Source organism: Bradyrhizobium sp. AUGA SZCCT0283 (genome assembly GCF_018130385.1).
Taxonomy (GTDB): domain Bacteria; phylum Pseudomonadota; class Alphaproteobacteria; order Rhizobiales; family Xanthobacteraceae; genus Bradyrhizobium.
In genome coordinates this window covers 35,824-60,768 of the sequence record NZ_JAFCLU010000002.1, presented here as the reverse complement: position 1 = coordinate 60,768, position 24,945 = coordinate 35,824, and the positions used below count along the sequence as shown (strand labels likewise).

General features: G+C 60.3%; 19 protein-coding genes. 11 read left to right on the top strand and 8 right to left on the bottom strand.

Going from position 1 to position 24,945, the window contains the following annotated elements; all coding sequences use genetic code 11:
• Positions 1 to 10 precede the first annotated feature (10 nt).
• The 6 genes from lpdA to JQ624_RS03745 all read left to right on the top strand — a co-directional run bounded on the left by lpdA (position 11) and on the right by JQ624_RS03745 (position 10,151).
• On the top strand, positions 11 to 1,723 hold the full coding sequence (lpdA, locus tag JQ624_RS03770) for a dihydrolipoyl dehydrogenase (RefSeq protein ID WP_212417508.1): 1,713 nt from the start codon (positions 11 to 13) through the stop codon (positions 1,721 to 1,723).
• A gap of 68 nt (positions 1,724 to 1,791) precedes the next feature.
• Positions 1,792 to 4,065 (top strand): NADP-dependent malic enzyme, encoded by a 2,274-nt coding sequence (locus JQ624_RS03765; protein WP_212417507.1) that lies wholly within the window; start codon positions 1,792 to 1,794, stop codon positions 4,063 to 4,065.
• A gap of 22 nt (positions 4,066 to 4,087) precedes the next feature.
• Entirely contained in the window at positions 4,088 to 5,431 is a 1,344-nt protein-coding gene (locus JQ624_RS03760) for a dicarboxylate/amino acid:cation symporter (protein ID WP_212417506.1), read from the top strand.
• A 104-nt stretch (positions 5,432 to 5,535) separates the two neighbouring features.
• A complete protein-coding gene (locus tag JQ624_RS03755; protein WP_212417831.1) occupies positions 5,536 to 6,858 on the top strand; it encodes an NAD(P)/FAD-dependent oxidoreductase in 1,323 nt (440 codons plus the stop codon).
• A gap of 115 nt (positions 6,859 to 6,973) precedes the next feature.
• Positions 6,974 to 8,815, top strand: coding sequence for an ATP-binding protein (locus tag JQ624_RS03750; RefSeq protein ID WP_212417505.1), 1,842 nt, complete (start codon positions 6,974 to 6,976; stop codon positions 8,813 to 8,815).
• The gene (locus JQ624_RS03745) at positions 8,799 to 10,151 is read left to right on the top strand and encodes a sigma-54 dependent transcriptional regulator (protein WP_312014375.1); all 1,353 of its coding nucleotides are present in this window, start codon (positions 8,799 to 8,801) and stop codon (positions 10,149 to 10,151) included. The genes JQ624_RS03750 and JQ624_RS03745 overlap by 17 nt, the downstream gene beginning before the upstream one ends.
• Positions 10,152 to 10,287: 136 nt before the next feature.
• Here the strand turns inward: JQ624_RS03745 and JQ624_RS03740 are convergent, their stop codons facing one another.
• From JQ624_RS03740 to JQ624_RS03720, 5 genes are all read right to left on the bottom strand, one after another.
• Positions 10,288 to 12,027 carry an alpha/beta hydrolase gene (locus JQ624_RS03740; RefSeq protein WP_212417504.1) on the bottom strand — a complete coding sequence of 580 codons (1,740 nt, stop codon included), beginning with the start codon at positions 12,025 to 12,027 and terminating at the stop codon, positions 10,288 to 10,290.
• A gap of 54 nt (positions 12,028 to 12,081) precedes the next feature.
• Positions 12,082 to 13,098, bottom strand: coding sequence for a cytochrome d ubiquinol oxidase subunit II (cydB, locus tag JQ624_RS03735; protein ID WP_312014374.1), 1,017 nt, complete (start codon positions 13,096 to 13,098; stop codon positions 12,082 to 12,084).
• Between the two features lie 13 nt (positions 13,099 to 13,111).
• Complete coding sequence (locus JQ624_RS03730) at positions 13,112 to 14,455, bottom strand: cytochrome ubiquinol oxidase subunit I (protein WP_212417502.1); 1,344 nt, start codon at positions 14,453 to 14,455, stop codon at positions 13,112 to 13,114.
• 74 nt (positions 14,456 to 14,529) lie between these two features.
• On the bottom strand, positions 14,530 to 15,255 hold the full coding sequence (locus tag JQ624_RS03725) for a beta-ketoacyl-ACP reductase (RefSeq protein ID WP_212417501.1): 726 nt from the start codon (positions 15,253 to 15,255) through the stop codon (positions 14,530 to 14,532).
• 138 nt (positions 15,256 to 15,393) lie between these two features.
• Positions 15,394 to 16,566 carry an acetyl-CoA C-acetyltransferase gene (locus tag JQ624_RS03720; protein WP_212417500.1) on the bottom strand — a complete coding sequence of 391 codons (1,173 nt, stop codon included), beginning with the start codon at positions 16,564 to 16,566 and terminating at the stop codon, positions 15,394 to 15,396.
• Between the two features lie 336 nt (positions 16,567 to 16,902).
• Between JQ624_RS03720 and lipA the strand changes: the two genes are divergently transcribed.
• Positions 16,903 to 17,889: a lipoyl synthase gene (gene lipA, locus JQ624_RS03715; protein ID WP_212417499.1), complete on the top strand. Its 987-nt coding sequence runs from the start codon at positions 16,903 to 16,905 to the stop codon at positions 17,887 to 17,889.
• A 185-nt stretch (positions 17,890 to 18,074) separates the two neighbouring features.
• Here lipA and JQ624_RS03710 read toward each other — a convergent pair whose 3' ends face one another.
• The 3 genes from JQ624_RS03710 to JQ624_RS03700 all read right to left on the bottom strand — a co-directional run bounded on the left by JQ624_RS03710 (position 18,075) and on the right by JQ624_RS03700 (position 21,160).
• Positions 18,075 to 18,677 (bottom strand): flavin reductase family protein, encoded by a 603-nt coding sequence (locus tag JQ624_RS03710; RefSeq protein ID WP_212417498.1) that lies wholly within the window; start codon positions 18,675 to 18,677, stop codon positions 18,075 to 18,077.
• Entirely contained in the window at positions 18,674 to 20,269 is a 1,596-nt protein-coding gene (locus JQ624_RS03705) for a 4-hydroxyphenylacetate 3-hydroxylase N-terminal domain-containing protein (RefSeq protein ID WP_212417497.1), read from the bottom strand. The genes JQ624_RS03710 and JQ624_RS03705 overlap by 4 nt, the downstream gene beginning before the upstream one ends.
• Before the next feature lie 102 nt (positions 20,270 to 20,371).
• Positions 20,372 to 21,160, bottom strand: coding sequence for an IclR family transcriptional regulator C-terminal domain-containing protein (locus JQ624_RS03700; protein ID WP_212417496.1), 789 nt, complete (start codon positions 21,158 to 21,160; stop codon positions 20,372 to 20,374).
• Between the two features lie 138 nt (positions 21,161 to 21,298).
• On the opposite strand from JQ624_RS03700, the gene JQ624_RS03695 reads away from it, so the two are divergent.
• Genes JQ624_RS03695 through JQ624_RS03680 form a run of 4 tightly spaced genes read left to right on the top strand, consistent with a single transcriptional unit; the run spans position 21,299 to position 24,938 of the window.
• Positions 21,299 to 22,627: an ABC transporter substrate-binding protein gene (locus tag JQ624_RS03695; protein WP_212417495.1), complete on the top strand. Its 1,329-nt coding sequence runs from the start codon at positions 21,299 to 21,301 to the stop codon at positions 22,625 to 22,627.
• Positions 22,628 to 22,643: 16 nt separating this feature from the next.
• The gene (locus tag JQ624_RS03690; RefSeq protein ID WP_212417829.1) at positions 22,644 to 23,363 is read left to right on the top strand and encodes an ABC transporter ATP-binding protein; all 720 of its coding nucleotides are present in this window, start codon (positions 22,644 to 22,646) and stop codon (positions 23,361 to 23,363) included.
• Positions 23,364 to 23,365: 2 nt separating this feature from the next.
• On the top strand, positions 23,366 to 24,067 hold the full coding sequence (locus JQ624_RS03685; RefSeq protein ID WP_212417494.1) for an ABC transporter ATP-binding protein: 702 nt from the start codon (positions 23,366 to 23,368) through the stop codon (positions 24,065 to 24,067).
• 1 nt (position 24,068) lies between these two features.
• On the top strand, positions 24,069 to 24,938 hold the full coding sequence (locus tag JQ624_RS03680; protein WP_212417493.1) for a branched-chain amino acid ABC transporter permease: 870 nt from the start codon (positions 24,069 to 24,071) through the stop codon (positions 24,936 to 24,938).
• Positions 24,939 to 24,945: the final 7 nt, after the last annotated feature.

The window sequence follows — 24,945 nt, the reverse complement described above, 5'->3', positions numbered from 1 at the left end:
GAGAGAGACGATGACTGATACGATCAAGGTGCCCGATATCGGTGACTTCAAGGATGTCCCCGTCATCGAGGTGCACGTGAAGCCGGGACAGATTATTGCGGCTGAAGACACGCTCATTACGCTTGAATCCGACAAGGCGACGCTGGACGTTCCGGCGCCTGCGGCCGGGACCATCGGTGAAGTCAGGATCAAGATCGGCGACAAGGTGAGCGCTGGCACGGTGATTGCGACGTTCGCCGGTGCGGCGGCCACAAGCGCAGCCCCGGCGGCTGCTTCGCCGGCGGCCTCGACTCCGCCTTCGCCGGCAAAGGGCGATCTCCATGCCGAGGTGCTTGTGATCGGCGCGGGCCCGGGCGGCTATTCGGCGGCGTTCCGGGCCGCCGATCTCGGCAAGAAGGTGGTGCTGGTCGACAAGGGCCCGACGCTCGGTGGGGTCTGCCTGAACGTCGGCTGCATTCCATCGAAAGCCCTTCTGCATGCAGCCAAGGTAATCGACGAAACCAGGGAGATGGGCGATCACGGTGTTTCCTTCGCGGCGCCTTCGGTTGACATCGACAAACTGCGCGGCTGGAAAGACGGCATCATCAGGAAGCTGACGGGCGGGCTGTCGGGCCTAGCCAAACAGCGCAAGGTCACGGTGGTCACCGGCGTTGCGAAGTTTGCTTCGCCCAAGTCGGTGCAGGTTCAGACGAGTGAGGGTGGCAAGATAATTTCGTTCGACCAGGCGATCATTGCCTGCGGCTCCGAACCGGTGACGCTGCCTTTCATCCCGCACGACGACCCACGCGTGATCGATTCAACCGGCGCGCTTGAACTCAACGGGCTGCCGGAGCGGCTGCTGGTACTCGGGGGCGGCATTATCGGGCTCGAAATGGCGACGGTCTATCATGCGCTCGGCGTCAAGGTCACGGTCGTTGAATTGATGGATCAGATCATCCCCGGCGCCGACAAGGATATCGTGACACCCCTGATGAAGCGGATCGGCAAGCGTTATGAGAAGATCCTGCTGAAGACCAAAGTGACAGCGGTTAAAGCAGGTGCGGAAGGCCTTGATGTTACTTTTGAAGGGCCAGCCGGCACTTCGAATGATATGTTCGATCGTCTGCTCGTCGCCGTCGGCCGTCGTCCGAACGGCAAGATGATTGGCGCGGAGGCTGCCGGCGTCGCGGTCGACGAACGCGGCTTTATCGCGGTCGACAAGCAGATGCGCACCAACGTTTCGCATATTTTTGCCATCGGCGACGTGGTGGGCCAGCCGATGCTTGCCCACAAGGCGGTGCACGAAGCCAAGGTCGCGGCCGAGGTAGCGGCAGGCCACAAGAGCGTCTTCGATGCGAAAGTGATTCCGTCGGTTGCCTATACCGATCCCGAAGTGGCCTGGGTTGGCCTCACCGAGATCGAAGCCAAGGCCAAAGGTATCAAGTACGGCAAGGGTGCTTTCCCCTGGGCGGCGAGCGGACGCTCGCTGTCGCTCGGCCGGGATGAAGGCATCACCAAGGTCCTGTTCGACGAGGAACACGAACGGATTATCGGCTGCGGCATCGTTGGGCCTTCGGCAGGCGATCTGATCGCCGAGGCCGCGCTCGCGATCGAAATGGGCGCCGATGCCGCCGACATCGGCCTCACCATTCATCCTCATCCGACGCTGTCTGAAACAATCGGGATGGCCGCGGAGGCCTTCGAGGGAACCATCACGGATCTTTACATGCCAAGGAAGAAATAGCGCCTCGCCGGCAGGTGTGAGCGCCAGAAGACAGAGAACTGTCCGAAATTCAAAGAGGGGAAATAGCAGTGTCAGATCATCTGGACGAAAGCGCGCTCGAGTATCACCGGCATCCGTCGGCAGGGAAGATTTCCGTCGTTCCGACCAAGAGTATGACCACCCAGCATGATCTTGCGTTGGCGTATTCACCCGGCGTGGCGGTGCCGTGCATGGCGATCGCCGCAAATCCCGATCAGGCACGTAGTCTTACGTCGCGAGGTAACCTCGTCGCCGTCATTACGAATGGCACGGCTGTTCTCGGTCTCGGCAATATCGGCGCGCTGGCGAGCAAGCCCGTGATGGAAGGCAAGGCTTGCCTGTTCAAGAAGTTCGCCGATATCGACGTATTCGACATCGAGCTTGACGAAGTCGACCCTGACAAGATTGTCGATATCGTCGCGGCCATGGAGCCCACATTCGGCGGCATCAATCTGGAAGACATCAAGGCGCCCGAGTGCTTCTACATCGAAAGGAAGCTCCGCGCGCGCATGAAGATTCCGGTCTTCCACGATGACCAGCACGGTACCGCAATCGTTGCCGGAGCGGCTGTCATCAACGGACTCGAGATCGTCGGAAAGAAAATCGAAGACATCAAGATCGTGGCGTCGGGCGCGGGCGCTGCCGCGATTGCCTGCCTTGATCTGCTGGTCGGGCTTGGCGCGCGGCGCGAGAACATCTTCGCCTCGGACTCCCAAGGCGTCGTCTATGCCGGCCGCGTCGAATATATGGACGATCAGAAGGCGAAATACGCCCAGCCAACGTCAGCGCGAACGCTGGGCGAGATTATTCCCGACGCCGATCTTTTTCTCGGTCTGTCCGCCGGCGGCGTCCTGAAGCCGGAAATGCTCGCTAAAATGGCGGATCGCCCCCTTATTCTTGCGCTCGCCAATCCGGATCCTGAGATCTCGCCGGAACTCGCCAAGGCGACGCGCCCGGACGCTATCATCGCCACCGGCCGCTCCGACTATCCCAACCAGGTCAATAATGTTCTGTGTTTTCCATTCATTTTTCGCGGTGCGCTCGACGTCGGAGCCACCACCATCAACGAGGAAATGAAGTTCGCTGCTGTCCATGCCATTGCAGCACTCGCGCGCGCTGAGCAATCGGACATCGTCGCCTCCGCCTATGGGCAACAGGAAACCCGTTTTGGACCCGACTTCCTGATTCCCCGTCCGTTCGATCCGCGTCTGATCAGCGTGGTCGCTCCAGCCGTCGCTGAAGCTGCCATGAAGAGCGGGGTCGCGACCCGTCCGATCAAGGACATGCCGGCCTATCGCCGGTCGATGGAGCGATTTGTCTACAAGTCCGGCAATACCATGAGGCCGGTGTTCGAAGCTGCTGCCCAAACGAGCCAGCGTGTGATTTTCGCCGAAGGCGAGGAGTCGCGTGTCCTGCGGGCCGTACAGATTGCCGTCGACGAGAAGCTGGCCCGGCCGGTTCTCGTCGGGCGCAGCGACGTGGTGAACGCGAAGATCAAGGACATTGGGCTCAGGCTCGAGCAGGGGCGGGACTTCGATCTGATCGATCCCCGTGACGAGCCGCTGATCAGGTCGGCAGTCGAGGACCACTATCAATTGACGCGCCGCAAGGGTGGTTCGCGTGAGCGGATTGACCGGGCGATGCGTTCCAACAACTCGCTGCTGGCGGCCACGATGCTTCGGCTGGGGCGGGCGGATGGCATGTTGTGCGGCACTCACGGCGATTATTCCGAGCATCTGGAATGCGTGTCGAAGGCGATCGGCTTTGGCGCGGGCAGGCGTATCTTCGCGGCCATGAACTTGTTGATGCTTCCTCAACATACCGTCTTCATCTGCGACACCTACATCAATGCCGATCCGACAGCGGAGGAGTTGGCGGATATCACGATCCTGGCGACCGACGAAATGTGCCGGTTCGGAATTAAGCCACGCGTGGCTCTTCTCTCTCATTCCAGCTTCGGCAGTTCCGATGCGGCCTCGGCGAGGAAAATGCGTGCGACGCTCGATCTGGTTCTCGACGCGAAACCAGACCTTGAAATCGAAGGCGAAATGCGCGGCGACATGGCTCTGTCCAAGCGGATTCTGGACGCCGCGTTTGCGGACTCCCGCCTGCATACCGAGGCCAATCTCCTGATCATGCCCAATCTCGATGCGGCCAACATCACCTATAACGTATTGAAGACCGTGTCTGGCGAAGGTGTGACGGTGGGGCCCATCCTGCTCGGCGCTGCCAAGCCGGTGCATATCCTTACGCCCACGAGTACCGTGCGAGGCATCGTGAACATGACGGCGCTCGCGTCCGTTGATGCGTCGATAAAGAGCTGATTCAAAATTGAGGGAGATCGTTATGACGAGTTACGCCGGCACTACCAGCGATGTTTCAACCAGCGGTGTTTCGCAAAAAAAGCCCTGGTACAAAGTTCTCTATGTCCAGGTGCTGATCGCGATCCTGCTCGGCGCGATTTTCGGCTGGCTTGAGCCGACATATGCGACGAATGACTGGATCAAGGCGCTCGGCGATGGCTTCATCAAACTGATCAAGATGGTGATCGCGCCGATCATCTTCTGCACGGTCGTATCTGGCATTGCGCATATCCAGGATGCCAAGAAGGTCGGCCGCATCGGCATCAAGGCCCTGGTCTACTTCGAGATCGTCTCGACATTTGCGCTTGTGATCGGACTGCTCGTCGGAAATCTGGTGCGTCCCGGCGCCGGCTTTGGCGGCGGCATGGCTGATGCGGCGAAAGTCGCCGGCTTCGCCAAGCAGGCCGAGGCCCAGAAGAGCGTTGATTTCTTCCTGCACATCATTCCCGACACGGTGGTCGGCGCCTTCGCCCAGGGGGAGATCCTGCAGGTGCTGCTGTTCTCGATTCTGTTTGGCTTTGCCCTGATGGGACTTGGCGAGCGCGGCCATACGATCCGTGCCTTTATCGATGATGCAGCGCACGCGGTGTTCGGCGTCATCGCCATCGTGATGAAGGCAGCGCCAATCGGTGCGTTCGGCGCCATGGCCTTTACCATCGGCAAGTTCGGGACCGGTGCGATCCTGAACCTGATCGGGCTGATCGCGACCTTCTATGTCACGGCGGCACTGTTCGTGTTCGTGGTGCTCGGTATCATCGCAAAGATGGTCGGGTTCTCGATCTTCAAGTTCCTCGTCTATATCAAGGACGAGCTGCTGATCGTGCTCGGCACGTCATCTTCGGAAAGCGCGCTTCCGTCGCTGATGGAGAAACTCGAACGGCTCGGCTGTTCCAAGTCGGTGGTGGGGTTGGTGGTGCCGACCGGTTATTCGTTCAATCTCGACGGCACCAATATCTATATGACGCTCGCAACCCTGTTCATTGCGCAGGCGCTCGGTTTCGATCTCACCATGGGCCAGCAGATCACCATCCTGTTGGTCGCCATGCTGACCTCGAAGGGCGCCTCCGGCATTACGGGCGCGGGCTTCATCACTCTGGCGGCGACGCTGGCCGTGGTCGATCCGCGCCTGGTGCCCGGCATGGCCATCGTTCTCGGGATCGACAAGTTCATGAGCGAATGCCGTGCTCTCACAAATCTGTGCGGCAATGGTGTCGCGTGCGTGGTTGTGGCTTGGTGGGAAGGTGAGCTCGATCGCACTGCGCTAAACAAGAACCTCGGTAAACAGATCGATCCAGCTGATCTGGAGACCGCGCTCACCACGGGCTAGTGCCCGGCGACGTACCCGCAACCGGTGTCAGCTCCAGATCCTGTCCCGTCAAGGCGATTGATGGTGCTGCCCGGTTGCCGGCTCCGAGGATGGAAACAATGGCGATGTCCAGCGAGAGCGATCTGCACCATATTGTCGTCGTAGGCGGAGGGGCCGGGGGACTGGAGCTCGTAACGCGTCTTGGCGACCGTCTGGCGGCCAAGGGCAAGGCGAGGGTCACGCTGGTCGAGCGTTCCCGCACCCATCTCTGGAAGCCTTTGCTTCATGAAATCGCCGCCGGCAGCATGGATGCGGCGCAGCATGAGGTCAACTATCTCGCGCACGCCCACTGGCACAATTTTCGGTTTCGTTTTGGCGAGATGATCGGGCTCGACCGCAAAAACCGCGAAATTCATCTGGCGGCCACGTTTGATGACGAGGGCGAGGAGATCACACCGAAACGATCCTTCACATACGATACGCTTGTCATCGCGGTGGGCAGCGTTTCGAATGATTTCGGCACGCCCGGCGTCAGAAGGCATGCCATCATGCTCGAGACCCCGGAACACGCGGCGCGCTTCAATCGAAAAATTGTCAATGCGTGCTTTCGCGCGCATACGCAAGGGCAGCCCGTCCAGCCCGGCCAGCTCCATGTGACGATCATCGGTGCAGGTGCCACCGGTACAGAGCTTTCGGCTGAGTTGCACCAGACCACGCGAGCGGTGGTCGCCTATGGTCTTGATAAGATCAATCCGTCCAGGGATATTCGTATTACGCTTGTGGAAGGCGCCGATCGGATCTTGCCAGCGCTTCCCGAGAGTGTGTCACATTCGACCGCGCTGCTCTTGAAAGGACTGGATGTCGATGTTCGCACTGGCGCCAAGGTGAATGAAGTATCCAGTGAAGGTGTCCGTCTGGAGTCCGGGGAACTCATTCCCTCGAAATTCGTTGTTTGGGCCGCGGGAGTCAGGGGCCCTGATTTTCTCAGCGATCTCGATGGGCTCGAGGTCTCGCGCAGCAACCAGCTTGTCGTGTTGCCAACGCTTCAGGCCACCTTGGATCCCGACATTTTCGCGATCGGAGACTGCGCAAGCTGCCTGAATTCTGCTTCTGGCCAGCCCGTTCCGCCCCGTGCCCAGGCGGCTCACCAACAGGCGTCCCATGTCTTCAAGCAGATCAACCGCCGGCTCGAAAACAAACCGCTACAACCGTACTTCTACCGGGATTTTGGCTCGCTGGTATCGCTAGGCAAGTATGCCACCATCGGTAGTCTCATGGGCTTCAGGAACGGGAAGAATCTTCAGATCGAGGGTTACTTTGCGTGGTTAATGTATCGATCGCTCTACAAGATACACCAGGTCGCCCTGCATGGTAGGGTCAAGGTAGTTCTGGACACACTCGGCCGGCTCATGTCGCGCCGCACCGTGCCGCAGATCAAGCTTCATTGAGGCGTCAATGACAAATTCCGTGCGTCATTTGCCGAGCGTTGTGTAGAGTCGCAGCGGCGGTGAGGGGCGGCTGGACATCATACGCGGAATCCGTGATCGACATTGTCGGGATCGCATGGAGCAGAATGCCAATAAAATCGAGCCACCTTCCCGGATCGCCTGGGCGGCAGGTATTGTGGGCGCGTTATTGCTCATGGCGGTCGCCGTCATCCTTGCCGGGGATGTTGCATTTCGCCTGAGGTCGGAGCGGACCATTGAGCGGGAACGAATTGAGCTTGACCGCTACGCAACATTGCTGGCAACGGAACTGCACAGGTTCGATTATCTTCCCGAGTTGCTGCAAAATCATCCCGTGGTCATGGATATCCTGAAGACGCCGGACGATCCAAAGCATGTCGATCGCGCCAACCGTTACCTGCAGGCCGTCAATGATGCCGCGGGAACGACGACGCTCTATCTTCTGGACCTTAGCGGGAAAGCGACCGCATCAAGCAACTGGAACGAGCCGGCCAGCTTTGTCGGCGTCGATCTGTCGTACAGGCCGTACTTCGTTCACTCTCTGCGTGACGGGTCGGGCCGCTTCTATGGCATCGGTACGACCAGCGGGACGCCGGGCTATTATTTTGCCACCGCACTTCCGCGCGGGAAGACCCCGCTTGGCATCGGTGTCGTCAAAGTCAACCTGGAAGGACTGCAGGTACGTCCGTCACCTGCCCTCGGCGACGTGATGATCGTCGATGAAAACAGCGTGATCGTTTTGGCGTCGCGGCCGGCCTGGCAATACCGCACCATGACCCAGCTCACGCCCGCCGTTCTGGCAACGCTGCGCGACGCGCGCCAGTACGAAAATGTCGAACTTGCGCCCATCGGAATCAAGATGGAGGAAGCACTTAAAGGAGAAGGCGCAATCGTATCGTTGCCCGGCGAGCAGCCCGGCAAGGATCGACCGCGCTTTCTGATGCAGGAAAAGAAGCTCGACGGGTCCGATTGGAGGATCGTGATCCTTTCCGATCTCTCGGATATTAAACTTTATCAGTACTGGGCTCAGGTCGCCGCGGTGCTCCTCGCGACGTCAATCGTATTCTTCGTTCTTTTCATGTTGCAGCGGCGGCGAACCATCCGCTTTCAGCTCGCCGGCAAGGCGGCACTTGCGCGCGCCAATGTCGAGCTGGAGCATCAGGTTGCGCAGCGTACCCAGGCACTGGTCGATACCAACCAGCAGCTGCGCGATACCCAGGATGAACTCGTTCATTCCGCCAAACTGGCCGCGATCGGGCAGCTTGCGGCGGGCGTTACGCACGAACTCAATCAACCCCTGGCGGCAATCCGCACGCTTTCGGAAAATGCAGAAGTCCTGATTGAACGATCTCAAATTGATATTGCGCGCGGCAACATGCGTGACATCACCGATCTGGTCGACAGGCTGAGCGGGATCACCGGTCAATTGAAGCAGTTTGCCAGAAAAAGCGCGGTCAACCTGCAGCGTGTTCCGGTCGATCGCAGTATCCGGAACAGCATGCAGATTGTCGCGCATAGAATTAAGAAAGCTGAAGTGGCGATTGATGTCGACCCAATCGACGAGAATCTGTGCGTTCGTGTCGACGCGCCGCGCCTCGAACAGGTGCTCATCAATCTATTGTCGAATGCCATCGACGCAACCGCGGGAGTGGATAAGCCTGCTGTCAGGATCGCTGCATCCCGTGTTGGCGACATGGTTCTGATTTCCGTTCAGGACAACGGAGTTGGATTGTCGGAGACGGTTATCTCGCATCTTTTCGAGCCGTTTTTCACGACAAAGGAAGCGGGATCAGGACTGGGGCTTGGATTGGCAATTTCGGCGGGTATAATAAATCAATTTGGTGGAACACTTACGGCTTCGGGTGAAGAGCAACGTGGAGCGGTATTCTTGATCAAATTGCCTGTGTATCGGGATGAACTCGATGTCCGCGATGTATGAGGGCCTTCGGGTCATGTTCGTCGAGGACGATCCCGCTGTGCGCGCCGCAACGGCACAGACACTCGATCTCGCCGGGTTTGAAATTGAGCAGCATGCTTCCGCCGAGTCAGCTCTGAAGAACCTGAAGGAATACTTCCCTGGCGTCCTGTTGGTTGATTTTCAGTTGACCGGGATGAACGGAATTGCGTTGCTTGAGCGCGCGGTGAGGATCGATCGAAGCCTGCCAGTCATCATCGTCACGGGGCACGGGGATATTTCGATCGCCGTCAAGGCAATGCATGCCGGAGCATACGATTTTCTCGAAAAGCCTGTCTCCAACGATCTTCTCGTCGGCGTCGTCACGCGAGCGATGGAAAAGCGAAGGCTGACATTTGAGGTCAGCGATCTTCGTAGGCGCCTCGAGCAGAAGACCGGCATCGATAGCATGCTTATCGGTGACTCTGTGGCCATGGTCGCGTTGCGCAACAGCATCCTCAAGCTATCCGATGTCACGCCAGACGTCTTGATTCACGGAGAAACCGGCTCGGGCAAGGAACTGGTCGCCCGCGCTTTGCACGAATGCTCTCCGTTGCGCGACGGTCCGTTCGTCGCGATCAACTGCGGCGCTATTCCCGAATCGATGTTTGAAAGCGAGCTTTTCGGCCACGAGAAGGGCGCCTTTACCGGAGCGCAAGCTCTCCGCATTGGAAAAATCGAGCATGCCTCGGGCGGAACGCTGTTCCTTGATGAAGTCGAAGCCATGCCCATGGCATTGCAGGTCAAATTGTTGCGTGTCCTGCAATTCCGCCAACTGGAACGCCTCGGCTCCAACAAGCTGATCGACGTCCCGGTTCGTGTTGTCGCCGCGACGAAGCTCGATCTGAAAGCGGCGTGCGACATGGGGCGGTTCAGAAACGATCTCTACTTCCGATTCAACGTGGTTACCCTTGCCATTCCACCGCTTCGGGAACGGCGCGAGGATATTCCACAACTGTTCGAGCATCACGTCCTGCTTGGCGCTGCCCGCTACAAACGCGAAGCGCCCATTGTCACGGATCGATTGATGCGCGATCTGGTGTCGTTCGACTGGCCCGGAAATGTTCGCGAACTCGGGAATGTCGCGGATCGTTTCGTTCTGGGTTTGCTCGGCGGACGGTTTAATTCCGATGCAGCCAGTGAAAGCGCGAACAGGTCGCTCAAGGACGTCGTCGGCGATTTCGAACGAGGTCTGATTATTGAGACCTTGCGCAGGCATCATGGCGACGTTCTCGCAGTCAGCGAGAGTCTTGGCATACCCAAGAAGACTCTCTACGACAAAATGCGGCGTTATGCGCTTTCGGGGGAAGAATTCAGGTAATTTATCATTTAGTTAGACTTGAAATTCGTCGCCAGCCGAGGGGTCGGCGACATCTGCGCGGCAGGCACTTGCGTTGCCCTGCGTGGTCACGAATGTGTTGCGACCGTCGCTATCGATTTCGGTGCAGGCGCTGACGTCAGGACGCGCGCTTCACGTAGCTGCCCGGTGCGTCTTCGATGGTCGATCCATGTTCTCCCGGCTGACGGGCCGGAACCAGATCGCCAGCGTGATTGAGCAGCCAATCCCGCCAATGCACCCACCACGAGCCCGGAGCATGCTGTGCTTCTGCCAGCCATTCTTCGGGAGTGCTGCGAAGCGCCGGATTGGTCCAGTATCCGTATTTCTTCGATGTCGCCGGATTGACAACGCCGCCAACGTGCCCCGAACCGGCGAGCACGAAGGTGGTATCGCCGCCATAGATTCGGGTTGCGGCATAAGTCGATCGCCATGGCGCGATGTGATCCTCGCGCGTCGACAGGATATATGTGGGGGTCCGGATTTGTCGGAGATCGACAGGCACACCGTCAACGACGATGCCGCCGGCCTGGACCAGGCGGTTGTCGCGATACATGTCACGCAAATACGACATGTGAAGCCCGCCGGGCATCCGCGTTGAGTCGGCATTCCAGAAGAGCAGGTCGAACGGCACCGGTTCCTGCCCCAGAAAGTAGCTCTTGATGGCGACCGACCAGACCAGATCGTTGGCGCGTAACATGCTGAACGTCTCAGCCATCACGCTGGCATCGAGATAACCATTCTTCGCCGTCTCGTGTTCGAGCTCTTCGAGATGGGCATCACTCGTGAACACGGCCATATCGCCGGGGTCTGAAAAATCGACCAGTGTCGTGAGATAGGTCACTGAGGCAATGCGTGTATCGTTGCGTGCCGCCATCACCGCCACCGTCGTGGCGAGCAGGGTACCGCCGATGCAATAGCCTGCGGTGTTGACCGATGTTTCGCCGGTCAGGGCGGTGATCTGCTCGATCGCGGTGAGTGGCCCCATCTTCATATAGTCGCCGAAGGTTTTGTCGGCGTGCCGCTTGTCAGGATTAACCCAAGAGATGATGAAGACCGTATATCCCTCGCTGATCAGCCATCGCACGAAGGAGTTCTTTTCACTCAGATCGAGGATGTAAAACTTGTTGATCCACGATGGCACGATGAGAATGGGCCGCTGCCGGACCGCTTCGGTCGACGGCGCGTATTGGATCAGCTGCATGACGTCGTTCTGGTAGACCACCTTGCCAGGTGTCGTTGCCAGGTTGCGGCCGACATCGAAGGCGGAACGGTCGGTGAGCTCGGGGTTCAGGCGGCCGTTGCCCCGGACAAAGTCATCCACCACATGCTGCGCGCCCTTGGTGAGATTGACGCCCTTTGCATCGATGGTCGCACGTATAACTTCGGGGTTAAGCATGGGAAAGTTTGTCGGAGAGAGCGCGTCCGCCATCTGCCGCAGGTTGAATTCGATCCGCCGCCGGGTTTTGTCGTCGAGGCCATCCAGTACCTTGATCAGGTCGCGGGCATGTGAGACCGCCGAAAGATAGCTTTGCTTGATGGTGTCGAACGCCGGACTGTCGGTCCACTCGGGATCCTTGAAACGCTTGTCGTCGTGGGCCGGGGCGGCCACCGGCTTCGCCGGCTGGCCCAGTGCCCTCAACGAAAAATTCTCGAGAAGATTGATCTGGTCTGTCCAATAGCCAGTCTGCATCTGGATCAGAGCGTTGGGCTGTTTGGCGATGGCAAGAACAAGCTTTGCGTAATCCTGCATCATCTCGGCTTGGACGGAGTGATCGCCGTGCAGTGCGTTCACGGGACTTTCAAACAGTTCCATTGGCTTGGTCGGGTTCGCTGTAACATTCGGCTTTTTGTCGGTCATGGAATTCGTCCTCCAATAAGATGTGGAAATACGCGCGTTCTTCTTTCGGCGCGATCAATGGTAGCCTTCCGCGTCGGTCACTTTGCCTCTGAACACCCAGTAGGAATGCGCCGTGTAGCCGAGGATGAGCGGCAGCAGGACCGTGACCCCGATCAGCAGGAAGCCCTGCGATTTCTCCGGCGCCGCCGCGTCGTGAATCGTCAAGATGTGCGGAACGATATACGGCCAGACGCTGATCCCGAGCCCGGCAAAGGAAAAGATGAATATAGCGATCGCCGACAGAAACGGCGTGTTCTCGCGGCGAAGGACCAGCGATCGCATCATGTTCAACCAGCAAAAACCTGTGGCCAGCGGTATCGGCGCAAGAAACAGAAAGTTTGGAAATGCGAACCAGCGCTCAGCAACGCGCGGATGCGCCAGCGGCGTCCAGATACTGACCATCGCAAGATAAGCCGCGAGCACGATGCCGAGCGTGAAGGCCAGCGCGAAGCAGCGTTCGCGCAGCCTGCCGTCGGTCTTCAGAATGAGCCAACAGGCCCCGAGCAATGCATAGCCCGCGACCAGGCCGATGCCGCATATCACGTTGAAGACCGTCAGAAAGGCGAAGCTGCTTTCCTGCGACGACACGATGGTTTCGGGAAAGCCGGTGATAAATGCACCGAGAGCCATACCCTGTGCCAGTGTTGCGACCACGGAGCCAAGCCAGAATCCCAAATCCCAGAATCGGCGTGACTGGCGCGCGTTTGGCCTGAACTCAAAGGCGACGCCGCGAAACACGAGGCCGAACAGCATCAGCATCATTGGAACGTAGAGCGCGGGCAACAGTATGGAGTAGGCGGCCGGAAAAGCTGCGAGCAGGCCGCCGCCGCCCAGCACGAGCCAGGTCTCATTGCCATCCCAGATGGGCGCGATGCTTGCGATCATCTTGTCGCGATCGGGTTCGTTGCGAGTGATCGCGAACAGGATTCCGATCCCGAGATCGAAACCGTCAAGGACCACATACATCAGGACGGCTAGGGCGATGATGCCGCCCCAGATCATTGGCAGGTCTATCGTCAGATCGTGTAGCACGATGATCCCCTGACTAGTGAGCCGCAATCTGCGGATACTGTTGCTCAACGTCATGCGGACCGCGGGCGATAAGTCGCGCCAGATAGAACAGGAAGGCGACCATCAGAATTCCGTAAACCAGAGCGAACAATCCGAGCGACGTTGCAACGACATCACGTCCGACCAGGGACGTGCTGTCCCGTGTTCGGAGGAGGCCATGGACGGTCCACGGCTGTCGTCCGACCTCGGTCACGACCCAGCCCGCCAGAATTGCGGCGAACCCCGCAGGTGTTCCAAGGACGCAAAGGCGGTGAAATAGCTTTGAACTCTGAAGTCTGCCGCGCAGCCGGAGGTAGAGGCCTGCAGATGCAAGCAGCACCATGAAGACGCCGAGGCCAAGCATGAGCCGAAATGAGTAGAATACGACTGCGACCGGCGGGCGGTCTTCCGGAGCAACCTGATCAAGTCCGGCAACTTCGCCATCGAGGTCGTGCTTCAGGATGAAGCTCCCCAATCGTGGAATGCCGATCTCGAAATGATTCGTCGCCCTCTCCTGGTCCGGAATAGCGAACAGCATGAGCGGCATGCCGCGCATCGTCGTCCAGTTTCCTTCCATCGCTGCGACCTTCATCGGCTGATGCTTGAGCGTGTTCAAACCATGCAGGTCGCCAATGAAGATCTGGCTCGGAGCGGCCACGAGAACCATCCACATGGCCAGGGAAAGACCGCGAAGCGCAAAGTCGATATGACGTTTGCGCAGCAGATACCACGCCGATACGCCGGACACGAACATCGCCGACGACAGGAACGTGGCCGTCGCCATATGCGCCAGCCGGTAGGGAAACGACGGATTGAAAATCATCGTCCACCAATCCATGACGATGAATTTTCCGTTCGACAGGGCATAGCCTGCAGGCGTGTGCATCCAGCTATTTGCGGAGAGGATCCAGAACATGGAAACGAGGGTGCCGAGGCTTACCATCGCGGTCGCGAACAGGTGAGGATACTTGCCGACGCGATTGATGCCGAAAATCATGACGCCGAGGAAGCCAGCTTCAAGGAAGAAGGCGCTAAGAACCTCATAGCCCATCAATGGGCCGATGACGTTGCCGGTCATGGCCGAGAAGCGGCCCCAGTTGGTGCCGATTTCATAGGACAGCACCAGCCCGGTGACGACGCCCAGGCCGAAGGCGAGTGCGAACAATTTCAGCCAAAAGCGATAGAGTTGCTCATAGATGCGGTTTCCGGTCGCAATCCAGTGCACCTCGAGAACCAAAAGAAACGCGGCCAGCCCGATCGTCAACGACGGAAACAGGATATGAAATGCAACCGTGAAGGCGAATTGCAGCCGGGAAAGCACAAGAGCGTCGAAATCCACTCTGAGTCTCCGCAGGTCATTGGAGCAAGACCAGGGGGCGACCGGCGGAGCCCAACTCCACCGGTCGAAGCCGCTCATGTCATGTATTGGCCGCCGTTGGCCGACAGCGTCGAACCCGTGATGAACCCGGCTTCATCTGAGGCTAGAAAAACAACACAGCGGGCGATTTCCTCGGGCTGACCAAGCCGCCGCACCGGGATCTGCGGCAGAATAGATTTCTCGAGTACCTCCTGCGGCACGGCCATCACCATTTCGGTCGCGATATAACCGGGGCAGATCACATTCACCGTGACGCCCTTGTTCGCGTTCTCCTGGGCCAATGCTTTGGTGAAGCCGATATCGCCGGCCTTTGCCGCGGAGTAGTTGGTCTGGCCCATCTGGCCCTTCTGGCCGTTGATCGAGGAAATATTGACGATCCGGCCGAAGCCACGCTCGCGCATGCCCTCGATCAGAGGGCGCGTCATGTTGAACAGCGAGTTCAGGTTGGTGTTGATGACCGCATACCATTGCTCGGCCGTCATCTTGTGCAGCATGCCGTCGCGGGTGATGCCGGCATTGTTGACAAGGACGTCGACGGGGCCGAGGTCTTTTGCCACCTGCGCGAGACCGGCAGAGCAGGCCTCGAAGCTCGATACGTCCCATTTGTAGACCGGAATGCCGGTGTCGGCCTTGAACTTCGCCGCGGCTTCGTCGTTGCCGGCGTAGTTGGCTGCGACGCTATAGCCGGCAGCCTTTAACGCCTTGCTGATGGCTGCGCCAATTCCGCGTGACCCGCCGGTAACAACTGCGATACGTGCCATGTCGGCATCTCCTCCTGTTTGCGTTTCGTGCCATGCGCCGGATTCTTCCGATCCTGACGTTCGTCTTCGATGCGGCGGATCGCTTCAATCCGCCGCATATGGAATTGCGAAGGGTTGCTGTTGCCGGCTGGCTGTCGGTCAGCGCTCAACCGTGAGCGCGATCCCCATGCCGCCGCCGATGCAGAGCGTTGCAAGACCCTTCTTCGCCCCGCGGCGTGCCATTTCATGAAGCAGCGTGACCAGAACGCGATTTCCGGAAGCGCCGATCGGATGGCCAAGTGATATGGCGCCGCCGTTGACGTTCACGCGCGCGATGTCCCAACCCATGTCCTTGTTGACCGCGCATGCCTGCGCGGCAAAGGCCTCGTTGGCCTCGATCAAATCAAGATCATCGACTTTCCATCCGGCCTTCTGCAGCGCGAGCCGGCTGGCGGGGATCGGACCTGTCCCCATGATCTTGGGATCGACACCTGCCGTCGCCCAGGAAGCGATGCGGGCGAGCGGCGCCAATCCGCGTCGCTTGGCTTCGTCGGCGCTCATCAGGATGGTTACCGAGGCACCGTCGTTAAGACCGGACGCATTGCCGGCGGTGACCGAGCCGGTCTTGCTGAATGCAGGGCGAAGCTTCGCCAGACTGTCGGCGGTGGTCGAGGCTTTCGGATGCTCGTCGGTGTCGACGATGATGTCGCCCTTGCGGGAATGAACGGTGACCGGAACGATCTCGTCCTTGAATTTTCCGGATGCCTGGGCCGCCGCCGCCTTCTGTTGTGACGCGACGGCAAAGGCATCCTGATCGGCGCGGGAAATCTGAAAAAGCTCGGCGACATTCTCCGCGGTCGTACCCATGTGATAGCCGTTGAAGGCATCCCAAAGGCCGTCCTTGATCATGGTATCGGTGAATTCCACGGCTCCCATTTTGGTCCCGTTGCGCAGATGCGCGGAATGCGCGGACAAGCTCATGTTCTCCTGACCGCCCGCAACGACGATCGTTGCGTCCCCGGCCTTGATGGCCTGGTAACCGAGCGCTACGGCACGCAGGCCGGAGCCGCAGACCTGATTGATCGTGAGCGCCGCCGTTTCCATGGGGATGCCGGCGCGCATCGACGCCTGGCGAGCGGTGTTTTGGCCTTGGCCCGCGGTGAGTACGTGGCCCAGCACGACATCCGAAACGTCGGCTGCTTCGATTGCGGCTCGGTCCAGCGCCGCGCGGATGACGGTCGCCCCCAACTCATGAGCGGCAATGCTGGACAGCGCTCCCCCGAACGATCCGATAGCCGTGCGTGCGGCCGAAACGATAACAACGTCTGTCATTGATAAGCCTCCCCATGAAGTTCGTTTTTGCATCGCTATTGGTCGCGAGCGTTTGCATGAGCTTTTTGCAAGCTTTTTGCACGAAGCATGCCAGAGTGGTTGCCGGGTGGTATGTGCCGCAACGCATTGAATTTGCTTTGATGAACGACGGCCTGAAGCCGTTCGCCAATTGGGGCGAGTGCGATTTTCCGGCCTGTCGGCTGAAGGCAGGCTGGAAAAATTGCCGCGCGAAATCCCGGAATGCGCGATGGGTTTTCAGCTATAGGCAGAACCTAAAGATTGCTTGTCGCCGTTCGTGCGCGGGTCTACGAATGGCCGGTCCAGTACAGGTTTCCCATGGTCGTTCTCGTCGATACGGTTTCCCCGACGCCGGTGCGCCCGCGTCATCCTGAAAAGGTGAACCGGCCGGATGCGCTGTCGCCGCCGAAGCCGAACTGGATCAGGGTGCGCGCGCCGAACACGCGCGGCTATGCGGACACGAGAAAGATCGTCAAGGAGAACGGCCTCGTCACGGTGTGCGAGGAGGCTGGCTGCCCGAACATCGGCGAGTGCTGGGACAAGAAGCACGCCACCTTCATGATCATGGGGGACACCTGCACGCGCGCCTGCGCGTTCTGCAACGTCAAGACCGGCATGCCCGGTGCGCTCGACGTTTTGGAGCCGGAGCATGTCGCGGAGGCCACCTTCAAGCTCGGGCTCACCCATGTCGTGGTGACCTCGGTCGATCGCGACGATCTCGCCGATGGCGGCGCTGAGCATTTTGCGCAGACCATCCGCGCCATCCGCGCGCGTTGCCCGACCACGACCATCGAGATCCTCACCCCGGACTTCCTGCGCAAGGAAGGCGCGCTGGAGGTGGTCGCAGCCGCCAAGCCCGACGTGTTCAACCACAATCTGGAAACCGTGCCGTCGCGCTATCTCACCGTGCGGCCAGGCGCGCGCTATTTCCATTCGATCCGGCTGTTGCAGCGGGTCAAGGAGATCGATCCGACCATCTTCACCAAGTCAGGCATCATGGTGGGCCTCGGCGAGGAGCGGCACGAGGTGCTGCAGGTGATGGACGATCTGCGCTCGGCCGAGGTCGATTTTCTCACCATCGGGCAATATCTGCAGCCGACCCGCAAGCATCATGCGGTCATGCGCTACGTGACCCCGGATGAATTCGGAGGGTATGAGAAGGTCGCCTACACCAAAGGGTTTCTGACGGTGTCGGCGAGTCCCTTGACCCGCTCGTCGCACCACGCCGGCGAGGACTTTGCGAAGTTGCGGGCGGCACGACGCAAGATGGACACGCATCTCAAATTGCCGGGTTGTACGAAGTAGAGAAAAATCACCGCGTCGCTTCAAAGTATGAAATAACCCGGAGTTACACTCAGTTGGCAATCTAAGACCTGCTTGGCTATGTGAACGTCAGGCCGCCGCCCGGTGCGGGGGAGTGTTCTGAACCGAACGGCGAAGTGATATGTGATCCCGGATAGAGAACAGGGATCGTCTAACAGGCGTGCAGGTCAAGCGCGCTGAAAGCTTCCGTAGACACCCTTGTGGAAGACGAGCGGGCTGCAGGCGATCTCCTCGCCGGACAAGACCTCGCCGAGGATGATGTCGTGGTCGCCGGCCTTGTGGACCGTGGCGACCCGGCAGGACATCTGGCCGGCGGCGCCTTGCAACAGCGGCAGTCCCTCCGGGCTCAGCGCAACGGCAAGATCCGCAAACCGGTTTTTTTGCTGCTTCCCGGTGAAGCGAGCGGACAAATCTGATTGATGCTGGCCGAGAATGTTGACGGAGAACAGCCCGCGTTTTCGTATCGCCGTCCCCGTCGCGCTGCCTTCGCTGGTGCAGAACAGAAGCATGCAAGGCGCGAGCGACACCGAGGTCAGCGAATTGATGGTCGCGCCGTACAGTTCACCCTCCCACTCGGTCGCGACGACCGCAACTCCGGTCGCGAACGCGCCCATGACGGAGCGGAAGCGCCTGGGATCGATGGCGGCGTCGCGAACGATGGGGCCTTGCGTGCAAGACGAGGACATCTGCATGTTCATGTCACCATAGTCCCTCAAGATCCGCGGGCCGGAGTAGCCGTGACGCTGCTCCGCTGCGGAATCATCGGTCACTTCCGTAGCATGTGATAGCTGAGCTCGCCGGGGTCGGTGAGGTCGGGCACCTTCCAGCCGTCGAGGTCATATTCGGCCATGCAGTCTTCGGCAAAGCCCTTGAACCGGTCGGCATTGCCGGACGCCTGCGCGCCGAACAGGCAGTAGCGGCGGATCTCCTCGGTAGAGCCGCCGTAGTTGATCTCGTAGAGTTCGTGCCGGCCGCCGAATTCGCTGCCGATGCAATCCCATAGCAGCTTGAGCAGTTTCACGCGCTCCTCGGCCTTGTAGCCGTTGGAGCCGCGCAAATAGCGATCGAGATAAGGACGGATCTCGTCGTTCTTGAAGTCGCTGGCATGGCTGTTGAGATAGATCAGCCCGGAGGCGACCGTTTGCTCAATCAGGTACTTGACCTTGGTGTAGGCCATGGTGGCGATGATCTGATAGGCGTTGCCAGGATCCATGTTCGGCAGCATGTAGTCGCCGATCCACGGTTTGGGATTTCTGACCATCGCATCCGACAGGCTCCAGAACAGATTGCGCCAGGCGATGACTTCGCCGACATTGGCCTGTACGCCGCGATAATCCTTGGTGCCGGCGGCTTCCGTCGCCTTCAACAGCAGCCCGCTGATGAAGTCGAGCTTGACCGCAAGCCGCGTGCAGCCGTGCACGACGAAGCGCGGCAGGAAGCCGGTGCGCGGGAAGAAATTGTTCGCCTTCTCGATGTCCCCGTAGACGAAGACGTTCTCCCAGGGCACCAGCACCTTGTCCATGATGAACACGGCGTCGTTCTCGTCGAGCCGGCTCGAGATCGGATAGTCGAACGGACTTCCCATCACGCTCGCGCTCATCTCGTAGGACGTGCGGCAGATGAACTTCACGCCGGGTGCGTTGGTCGGCACCATGAACACGACCGCGAACTTCTTGTCCTGCAGCGGAATGAGTCCGTGATGCGCAACGAACGTGTAGTTGGTCAGCACCGATCCTGTCGCGACGACCTTGGCGCCTGACACGATGATGCCGGCGTCGGTCTCCTTCTCGATATGGCAGCAGACGTCGGCGACTTCGTTCGGCGGCCGGTCGCGATCGACCGGCGGATGGATGATGGCATGGTTGATGAAGGGGACGCGTTCCTGGCTGAACTTGTACCAGCGCTTGGCGTTGTCTTGGTACGGCTCGTAGAAGTCGGAATTCGCGCCGAGCGTGGCGAGGAACGCGGCCTTGTAGTCCGGCGCGCGACCCATCCAGCCGTAGGTGATCCTGGCCCATTCGGCGATCGCGTCACGACCGGCGATCATCTCATCCATGTTCTTCGGCGCCTTGAAGAAGGCGTGCGTCATGCCGCCATTGCCGGTATCGGTCGGCAACAGCAGCTTGTCCTTGCGCTTGTCGTCGTGCAGCGCGTCGTAGAGCCGGGCGACCATGCGCGCGGTGTTGCGGAAGGCAGGGTGCTTGGTGACGTCCTTCACCCGCTCGCCGTAGATGAAGACGGTGCGATCGTCGCGCAGCGAGTCGAGATATTCCGCGCCGGTTTGGGGGCGGCTGACTTTGACGTTACCGGTGTGCTCCGGCGGAATTGCTGTTGCCGTGTTTCCCGGCGCCTTACCTGCCATCCCTGACCTCCATCGTTGTTCGATTATCGAACTCTTGTCCGTATTCCGAACTTTAGATGACGATACGGCCGCTCCTGCCTGTTGGCAAGGGGAGGGCTAAAGTCAGACGGTCATCGAGGAGATTTGCTCGGCGATGCGGTTGAGCTCGGGCAGAAACTGCTCCCGCATTTCGTTGCGCGTCGTTCGCGTCGAGTGCGTCGACAAATTGATGGCGCCGATCACCTGTCCGCTGCGATCGAGCACTGGCACGGCCAATGCGCGCAGTCCGCGCTCGAGCTCCTCGTCGACGATGGAAAATCGCTGCGCGCGGTCGGCGCGGATGCGATCGAACAGCGCCTGCACATCCGTGATGGTCTGCGGCGTGTAGGCCTCGATCCGCTGTGACATCAGTCGCCGCCAGATCTCGGCCTCGTCGAGATAGCCGAACATGATCCGCCCGAGCGCAGTATGCAACGCGGGCAGCCGGCTGCCGACCGATAGCGCGGCCGACATGATGCGGCGGGCCGGCACGCGCGCGACGTAGACGATGTCGTTGCCTTGCAGGATCGCGGCGGAGCAGGATTCGCCGAGCCGTTCGCTGAGCTCGCGCATCAAGGGCATCGCGCGATCGATCCAGCTCTGTGTCGAGAGGTAAGCAAAGCCGAGATCGAGGATTCGCGGCGACAGCGAAAACGTCCGGCCGTCTTGCTCGACATATCCGAGCTGGGTGAGGGTGCGCAGCACGCGGCGCGCCGTGGCTCGCGACAGGTCGGCAACCTGGGCCGCCTCCGACAGGGTCATGGTTGGCCGCTGCTTGCCGAACGCGCCAAGCACCGCGAGCCCCTTGGCGAGTGTCGTCATGAATTCCTTGTCTTCGGGATCGCCGTTACGTTGCTGGGAAGGTTGCGTCATGACGCGGCCTGTTGACTCCATCTGGGCTCTGGCAGAGACTGGTCGACATACGAACTCTTGTTCGAATATCGAACGCCGGCCCGTGTGTCAATCGATCCACGATGGGAATCCGGCGCATCCAGAGGGGAGGACGCGCAGATGACCTGCCACAATACCAGCTCGACTCACCGTCACGCGATCGACCGCCGTACTCTCCTGAAATACTCGGCCGCTACAGGCGCCGCACTGTCGGTTGGATTGAACTCGCCGGCGATCGCGCAGACGCGCGCGATCAAGCTCGGCTATGTCTCACCGCTCACGGGCCCGCTCGCAGCTTTCGCGGAAGCGGACAACTTCATCCTCGCCAATTTCAAGGAAACGACCAAGGCCGGAGTGAAGATCGGTAATGCAACTGTACCGGTCGAGGTCGTGGTGAAGGACAGCCAGTCCAATCCAAACCGCGCCGCCGAGGTCGCGAAGGACCTCATTGTCCAGGACAAGATCGATCTGATGCTGGTGGCCTCAACGCCGGAGACCACGAACCCGGTCTCGACTCAATGCGAGATCGAGGAGGTGCCGTGCATCTCGACCGTAGCGCCGTGGCAACCCTGGTTCATCGGCCGTCAGGCCAATCCGGGCGGCGGGCCACCCGCGTGGAAAGGCTTCAACTACACCTATCATTTCTTCTGGGGCCTGGAGGACGTCATCGCCGTCTTCACCAACATGTGGAGCCAGATCGCGACCAACAAATCTGTCGGCGGGTTGTTTCCGAACGACGGTGACGGCAACGCCTGGGGCGACAAGGTCGTCGGCTTCCCGCCGGTCCTGGACAAGGGCGGCTACAAGCTCACCGACCCCGGCCGTTACCAGAACCTCACCGACAATTTCTCCGCCCAGATCGGCGCGTTCAAATCGGCGAATTGCGAGATCATCACCGGCGTGGTGCTGCCGCCGGATTTCACCACCTTCTGGAAGCAGGCGCTTCAGCAGGGCTTTAGGCCGAAAGTCGCGTCCATCGGTAAGGCGATCCTCTTCCCCGTCGCCGTCGAGGCGCTGGGCAAGGACGGGCACAACCTGTCCTCCGAAGTCTGGTGGTCGCCGAGCCATCCCTTCAAGTCGTCGCTCACGGGCATGAGCGCAAGGGATCTCGCTGCTGCCTACGAGAGCGCGACCAGGAAGCAATGGACGCAACCGATCGGCTTCGCCCATGCGCTGTTCGAAGTGGCCGTCGATGTGCTCAAGCGCGCCCCGGATCGCGACGCCAAGGCGATCGCCACGACAATTGCCGCGACCAACCTCGATACCGTCGTCGGCAAGGTGCAATGGGGCGGGGCCAACCTGCCGCCCTTCGCCGCCAAGAACGTCGCCAAGACGCCGCTGGTCGGCGGTCAGTGGCGTCTCAAGGACGGCAAGTATGATATCGTCATCACTGATAACAGGACGGCACCGGCGATCCCCGTCGGCGGCCAGATGGAGGCCATCGCCTGATCGCGCACGTTGATGCATCATGCTGCTCGAGGTAGCGGGACTTAAGAAAAGCTTTGGCTCGATCATCGTCGCCGACGATCTCGGCCTCGCGATCGCGCCAGGCGAGGCGGTCGGCATCATCGGGCCGAACGGCGCGGGCAAGACCACGCTGTTCAACCTGATCGCCGGCAGCATCTCGGCGAGTGCGGGCAGCATCCGCTTCGACGGCCGCGATCTTTCGGGCGTGCCTCCGCAAGGCCGCTGCCGGGCCGGCATCGGCCGCACCCACCAGATCCCGCAGCCCTTCGAAAAACTCACCGTGTTCGAGAACCTGTTGGTCGGCGCGGTGTACGGCGGCCGTAAGGCGGAGCACGAGGCCACGCAGTCGTGCGGCGAGATTCTGGAACGGCTCGGTCTGTTGAAACGCGCCAATACGCTTGCGGGGTCGCTGACCCTGCTCGAACGCAAGCGGCTGGAGATGGCCCGCGTTCTGGCAACCGAGCCAAAGCTTCTGTTGCTTGACGAGATCGCCGGCGGCCTGACCGAGGGCGAATGCGCCGAGCTCGTCGCCACCATTCGCGACATCCGCGAGAGCGGCGTCGCGATCCTGTGGATCGAGCATGTCGTGCATGCCCTGCTCGCCGTGATCGATCGCCTGATCGTGCTCAATTTCGGCCGCAAGATCGCGGAGGGATCGCCGAAAGAGGTGATGCAACGGCCCGACGTGCATCAGATCTATATCGGCATTGAGGCCTGACCATGCCGTTCCTGGAGACCCGCAACCTCACGGCCTTCTACGGCGACTTCCAGGCGCTGTACGGCATCGACACCAGTCTCGACAAGGGCGAAACCATCGCCATCATCGGCGCCAACGGGGCAGGGAAGTCGACCTTTCTGAAGGCCATCGCCGGCCTCATTCACGGCACCCCCGACAGCGTGCAGCTTGAGGGAATGCCGATCGGCGCGCGGGGTGCGGCCGATATTGTCAAGCTCGGCATTGCGCTCGTGCCCGAGGGGCGGCGGCTGTTTCCCTCGCTTACCGTGGAAGAGAACCTCCTGATCGGAGGCTACGGCCGCAAGATCGCGGGGCCATGGACGCTCGATCGCGTGTATGCGCTGTTTCCGATCCTGAGGGAGCGGCGGTCCATGGCCACGCCGGCCTTGTCGGGCGGGCAGCAGCAGATGGCCGCGATCGGTCGCGCTTTGATGTCCAACCCGCGCATTCTCCTATGCGACGAGATCAGCCTGGGCCTCGCGCCGATCATCATCGCCGACATCTACGCCGCGCTGCCGCAGATCAAGGCGGAGGGCACCAGCGTCGTGCTCGTCGAGCAGGACATCGTGCAGGCGATGAAAGTTGCCGACCGCGTCTACTGCTTTCAGGAAGGGCGCCTGTCGCTGACCGGTCGCCCGCGCGAGCTGACGCGCGAGCAGATCCACCGCGCTTACTTTGGCTCCTGACATGACCGGCTGGCTGGATGCACTGATCCAAGGCGTGTTGCTCGGTGGGCTCTACGCGCTGTTCGCGGCGGGGCTGTCGCTGATGTTCGGCGTGATGCGGCTGGTCAACCTCGCACATGGCGACATCATCGTGCTCGCCGCGTTTGCGATTCTCGTCGTGGCCGGCAAGCTCGGCCTCGATCCCTTCGTTGCCGTGGCACTGGCGGCTCCGATCCTGTTCGTCATCGGCTTCGCGCTTCAGCACGTGCTGTTGAACCGGACACTCGGACGCGACCTGCTGCCGCCGCTGCTCGTCACTTTCGGCCTGTCCATTATCATCCAGAACGGATTGTTACAGATATTCTCTGCCGACAGCCAGCGCCTGCGCTCTGGCGCGATCGAGACGGCTTCGATCCCGCTTGGTGGCGGCATTGCGATTGGCGTCGTGCCGCTGTTGACGCTGTTGTCCGCGATCGCCGTGATCGTCGTCCTCAACATGATTTTCTACCGGACCCCGATTGGCCGCGCCTTCCGTGCGACCTCGGACGATCTCGAAGTGGCAGAGCTCATGGGCATCGATATCAGCCGAATTTTTGCCACCGCCATGGGGCTTGCCTTCGTCGTGATCGCGATCGCGGCGCTCTATCTCGGACTGCGGGCAAATTTCGATCCGACCATCGGTCCCGCCCGGCTGCTCTATGCATTCGAGGCTGTGATCATCGGCGGCCTCGGCAGCTTCTGGGGTACGCTCGCTGGTGGCGTCGTGCTTGGCCTGGCGCAAACCATCGGCGCGCGGATCGATCCGGAATGGCAGATCCTGGCGGGCCATCTCGCCTTTCTGGTGGTGCTGGCGCTGCGGCCGCGCGGCCTTTTTCCGCGCGCGCAGGATTGATCGGATC

Excerpts from the sequence above, each read along its gene's own strand:
- lpdA (WP_212417508.1), top strand. The coding sequence starts at position 11 with ATGACTGATACGATCAAGGTGCCCGATATCGGTGACTTCAAGGATGTC.
- JQ624_RS03760 (WP_212417506.1), top strand. The coding sequence starts at position 4,088 with ATGACGAGTTACGCCGGCACTACCAGCGATGTTTCAACCAGCGGTGTT.
- JQ624_RS03755 (WP_212417831.1), top strand. The coding sequence starts at position 5,536 with ATGTCCAGCGAGAGCGATCTGCACCATATTGTCGTCGTAGGCGGAGGG.
- JQ624_RS03750 (WP_212417505.1), top strand. The coding sequence starts at position 6,974 with ATGGAGCAGAATGCCAATAAAATCGAGCCACCTTCCCGGATCGCCTGG.
- JQ624_RS03745 (WP_312014375.1), top strand. The coding sequence starts at position 8,799 with ATGTCCGCGATGTATGAGGGCCTTCGGGTCATGTTCGTCGAGGACGAT.
- JQ624_RS03740 (WP_212417504.1), bottom strand. The coding sequence starts at position 12,027 with ATGACCGACAAAAAGCCGAATGTTACAGCGAACCCGACCAAGCCAATG.
- JQ624_RS03725 (WP_212417501.1), bottom strand. The coding sequence starts at position 15,255 with ATGGCACGTATCGCAGTTGTTACCGGCGGGTCACGCGGAATTGGCGCA.
- JQ624_RS03720 (WP_212417500.1), bottom strand. The coding sequence starts at position 16,566 with ATGACAGACGTTGTTATCGTTTCGGCCGCACGCACGGCTATCGGATCG.
- lipA (WP_212417499.1), top strand. The coding sequence starts at position 16,903 with ATGGTCGTTCTCGTCGATACGGTTTCCCCGACGCCGGTGCGCCCGCGT.
- JQ624_RS03705 (WP_212417497.1), bottom strand. The coding sequence starts at position 20,269 with ATGGCAGGTAAGGCGCCGGGAAACACGGCAACAGCAATTCCGCCGGAG.
- JQ624_RS03700 (WP_212417496.1), bottom strand. The coding sequence starts at position 21,160 with ATGACGCAACCTTCCCAGCAACGTAACGGCGATCCCGAAGACAAGGAA.
- JQ624_RS03695 (WP_212417495.1), top strand. The coding sequence starts at position 21,299 with ATGACCTGCCACAATACCAGCTCGACTCACCGTCACGCGATCGACCGC.
- JQ624_RS03685 (WP_212417494.1), top strand. The coding sequence starts at position 23,366 with ATGCCGTTCCTGGAGACCCGCAACCTCACGGCCTTCTACGGCGACTTC.
- JQ624_RS03680 (WP_212417493.1), top strand. The coding sequence starts at position 24,069 with ATGACCGGCTGGCTGGATGCACTGATCCAAGGCGTGTTGCTCGGTGGG.